This window comes from Acinetobacter sp. (assembly GCF_041911495.1).
Taxonomy (GTDB): domain Bacteria; phylum Pseudomonadota; class Gammaproteobacteria; order Pseudomonadales; family Moraxellaceae; genus Acinetobacter.
Window position 1 is genome coordinate 1 of the sequence record NZ_JAYROT010000069.1, and the last position, 4,313, is coordinate 4,313.

Sequence of the window (4,313 nt, forward strand, 5' to 3'; positions counted from 1 at the left end):
ATGAAGCTGCTGCAATACGAGGTGACCGTGATGCACAAGCGGAAGTGTATGAAATTTATTCAGAAGGTCTACTTGGGACTTCCATTAATAAAGTCAAAGCACGACAGTACTTAACATATGGCGTGATAAGCCCTACACAAGACATGATTGATCGTTGGCTTAGCCAAGGTTATGCCTTGAGAGATATTGGGGATTTGAACGAAGAATATCAGGAAAATAAACAAGCCAGTATGAAGCTTGAGCAAGTGATGGAGGCATGTGAATCTTTAAAACGTGAGCTAGTTCAAAGTGAGGAAATTTTAGATGAAGAAAAGGACGATATAGATTATTGGGCGGATCACGTGCAGTCGAGTACAGAATATTCAAGAGAAACCGCTCAGTTGAATTACAATATCAATTACCAAGAATATAAAGATGCATTGTACGATTATAATCGCTTGATTCGTGATTGGAATGAGCGTTGTGACAAATCTGAAGAGGATCGTCGTGATCCATGGTTTAGAGAATGAGAAAGCATTATTATCTTTTGAGCATTGGTATGATTGGTGTATCTTCAATGGTTGGTGCCACTCCACAATCCAAAGATTATTCGACAGTTGAATATACAGGTAAAAACCAAGCTTTAAAATTGAACAACAAAAGCAAAAAATACCGCACTTTATTCAAAGAAATCTCACAGCAACAGCCAAACTTTGCAGGGCAATATGTCTTGCATGTCTTTGGCTGTGGTGGCGGGTGTAGCTCCGCGCTTGCCTACAATGCAAAAACTGGACAAAGCTTTATGCTTGGACAAACTTTTGGCGATTGTTATCACAAAGCAAAAGGCTACACAGCGAATGATATCGTCTTTGATCTCAAGAGTCGGCTCGTCGTTGCAACAGGAACACGTGATGGCAATCAAGCACATTGTGAAACGGTATACTATGTGGTAGATCAAGATAAATTCAAAGAAATTGCCAGTAAAAAGATCTATCCGTGATATTTGGAACCTTAGCAATCAACATTTATTGATCGTAAAGATAAATTGCAAAAAAGCTACTGAAAACACTTAAAAAAATTGAATAATAAAAAGAATATCAAATGTCTAGTGTCGTAAGTATTGCACGACGGCATTCTGCGTAAGTAATTAAAAATTTTGGATGATCTATGACTTTATCTGCTCAACCTGTATTAACTCAAAACCTATCTACAAGCACTGCAAAACAAAATAATCAACACAATGCAGTGCAAAACCAAAAAAACAAGAAGCAGAAATTCTCATCGAGAAAGTTAGTATTGGCGTGCGCATTCTTATTTGTACAGACAGTCTTGATCGGGCAACAGCTTTTCGCAAAACCGATTTTAGTCAAATCTGAACAAGAGATCAGCGAATACAAACTCGATAACGGTTTGCGGATCGTCCTTGGGCCGAATCAAAAAGAAAATACAGTCTATATGAACACCATTTACTTCACAGGTTCTTTGAATGATCCGCAGGGTAAAGGTGGCTTGGCGCATCTACTTGAGCACTTGGCATTTAAAGGGACAAAGAACATCGCAGGGGAAAGCTATCAACGACAGCTCGATCAATACACGCTGAGTAATAATGCCAGTACCGAATACTATTCGACACGCTATACCAACTACATACGTCCCGAGCAAAATGCCGTAGATAAAGTGCTAGAGCTTGAAGCAGAGCGCATGGATAAGCTAGTGCTCAAAGAACAATACGTCCCTGCGGAAATCGCAATCGTACGTCGTGAGCGTGAAATTCGGCTTGATCAACCATTCTCTGTGTTGCTTGATCAAATGTGGAAATCTGCTTATGGCAATCAGTCTTTAGGGCGTCTACCGATTGGGGATTTGGAAGAATTAAAGTCGATCAAAATGCCCGAACTAGAGAAGTTTTATCAAGATTATTATGCGCCAAACAATGCGGTGCTATTGATCACAGGTAAGTTTGATCGCGACAAAGTCTTAGCCAGTATTGATCAGCATTTTTCACCATTAAAGTCCAAGCAGATTGCACCATCGGCAACTGTACCCACTTTAGATTCAACGCAAATCACCACACGCCATTATGCTGTGAAAAAGGGCAGTGATTTGGCGCAGTTTCACATTTACTTAAATGGTGCCAATGAAAAGATTCAACCTGCTTTAGCATTAGTACCGTATTTATATACCATGCAACCAAGTGGACAGCTCTATCAAAATATGGTGAAAACTGGTGTCAGTACAGATGTCTTTGCGAGCTCATGGCTTGAGCCTGATTTTAATTTGGTCTTTCTCGGCGCAGTCTATGCTCCGAGTCAAGATGCCCAAAAAGTCGATAGCACGCTGACGGCTGAGGCGGAAAAGCCTAAACAATTTACCCAAGCAGAGTTGCAACGGGTAAAAAATATGCTGAAAAATGAACAGCGTCAAATGATGGCAAGTGCAACAGAGCTAGGTGATGCTTTAACGAGCTATATCGTGAGTGAACGTGGCGATTGGCAACGGCTTTTTGTCGATGAAAAAGCGGTACAAGCTTTAACACTTGAGCAAGTCAATCAAACTTTGACTCAGTTTTTAACTCCGAAGCATCGAGTGACCGCATCCATTTTGCCAACACCAGAAGATCAAAAGAAAGCACAGCAATTGGCTGAAAAGAAAGAAGAAAAAGTGGAAACACTTGCACCTGTCAGTGAAGCCGAAACGGCGCTACTTGATCCGAGTGTCTATCAAGCGCAGATCGCCAACTATGTCAAAGCCTCAGCACAGAAGCTCGGCATCAGTGAAAAGAAAATCCAACGTGGAAAATTACGCAATGGTATGGAGTATGCGCTCTATCCTACAACGACTAAAGACGATCGAATCTATGCGACCATTGATGTAGATTTTGGTGATGCAACTTCTTTAATGAATCAAAGTAGTGTGATTGATTTAACCGCTTATTTATTATTGCGTGGTTCAAAAGCCTTGCGCGGCTCAAAAGAGTATAGCCTGCAACAGATCATGGATAAAAACATCGAGCTAGATGGGCAAACGAATGTGCAAGCTCAGAGAAATAGCTTTGAAATCACCATCTCAGCGAATAAAGAAAACTTTGCTGAGTATTTCGATTTTGTCGTGGATTTACTGAAAAAGCCTGCATTTAGTCAGACTGAGTTTGATCTGATCAAAGCGCAATCTTTGCAGTCTTTAGATCGTCCATATACCGAACCTGAAGTTGTGGCAGGCCTGACTTTAGATCGTTTGACTGAGCAGTATCCAGCCGGTGATTTGCGTTATCACTTCGAGCCAAAAGTTGCTGAGCAGCAGCTTCAACAAGTCACTAATGCACAAATCCAACAATTTTATCAGCAATACTTTGCCATGAACCATGCTCGCATCTCGGTGACGGGCGAGTTTGATGCCAAGAAAATGCAAGATGATATTAAAGATGCTTTTCAAAACTGGTCAAGCAAACAACCTTTTGAAGCGGTTGCGCCAGATTATCAAAAGTTAAGCGCTCAGCAAGTCCATGCCTTGTCTGAACAGCGTGAATTTGGTTTTTATCAAAGTACCCTCAATGTCCCAGTGGGGATTTATCATCAAGATGCGCCTGCGTTGATCGTATTTGCGCATATTTTGGGAGATTCGCAGTTGTCCTCTCGTTTGGCAAAAGAGCTCCGAGAGAAAAATGGTTTGGTCTATGGCTTTGGCAGTCCATTGCAACTGCACAGCAAAAAGGAAAATGGTGAATTAATCATCAGTGCAAACTATACTACAGGGCGTTCTGCACAGGTTAGCCAAGCGGTGCATCAAGTGCTCAAAGAGCTCTTGGAAAAGGGCATTACCGAACAAGAGCTTGCATCTGCAAAAGCCGACATCATGAAGCAACGTGTGACCATGCTAGAGGATGATCGTATCGTGCATCGGATGCTGAACGGTCAACTTGAGAATGATCAAAGTATGATTGATCGTGCCAAGCGTGATCAGGAAATCATTAAGCTAACTGTCAAAGATGTGAATGCGGCGATCAAAAAATATATCAAACTCGATCAGTTCGTCGAGGTGATGGCGGATCAATATGGTCAGCCAGTGGTGCAAGAAAAAAAGTGACCGTGGGGAAATGCTGAAACGCACTGTGAGTAGTGCGTTTCAGTCGCTCGAATGCTTAAAACAAAAGTTCTTTCTATACCTATAAATGGGTTGAGATTGCTTAGCAAACTAGAGACTGTAAATAAAACTGTGTAAACGCTTAAACTATCCCTCAACGTTGTTGGGGGTAACACAGGTGTTTACCATGAAAGATGAAGCAATGTTGGCATTAGCTAAAGAATTTGCCAAAAACCTAAAAACAGAAGCTGACC

At 41.4% G+C, this 4,313-nt stretch carries 3 protein-coding genes; all 3 read left to right on the forward strand.

Annotated elements, in window-relative coordinates:
* On the forward strand, positions 1-509 hold a 509-nt coding region (locus ACE3PQ_RS09310), incomplete at its 5' end, for a hypothetical protein (protein ID WP_374297192.1).
* A complete protein-coding gene (locus ACE3PQ_RS09315) occupies positions 506-979 on the forward strand; it encodes a hypothetical protein (protein WP_374297194.1) in 474 nt (157 codons plus the stop codon). The genes ACE3PQ_RS09310 and ACE3PQ_RS09315, both read left to right, overlap by 4 nt.
* Before the next feature lie 167 nt (positions 980-1,146).
* Positions 1,147-4,062: a M16 family metallopeptidase gene (locus ACE3PQ_RS09320; protein ID WP_374297196.1), complete on the forward strand. Its 2,916-nt coding sequence runs from the start codon at positions 1,147-1,149 to the stop codon at positions 4,060-4,062.
* The last annotated feature ends 251 nt before the right edge of the window (positions 4,063-4,313 follow it).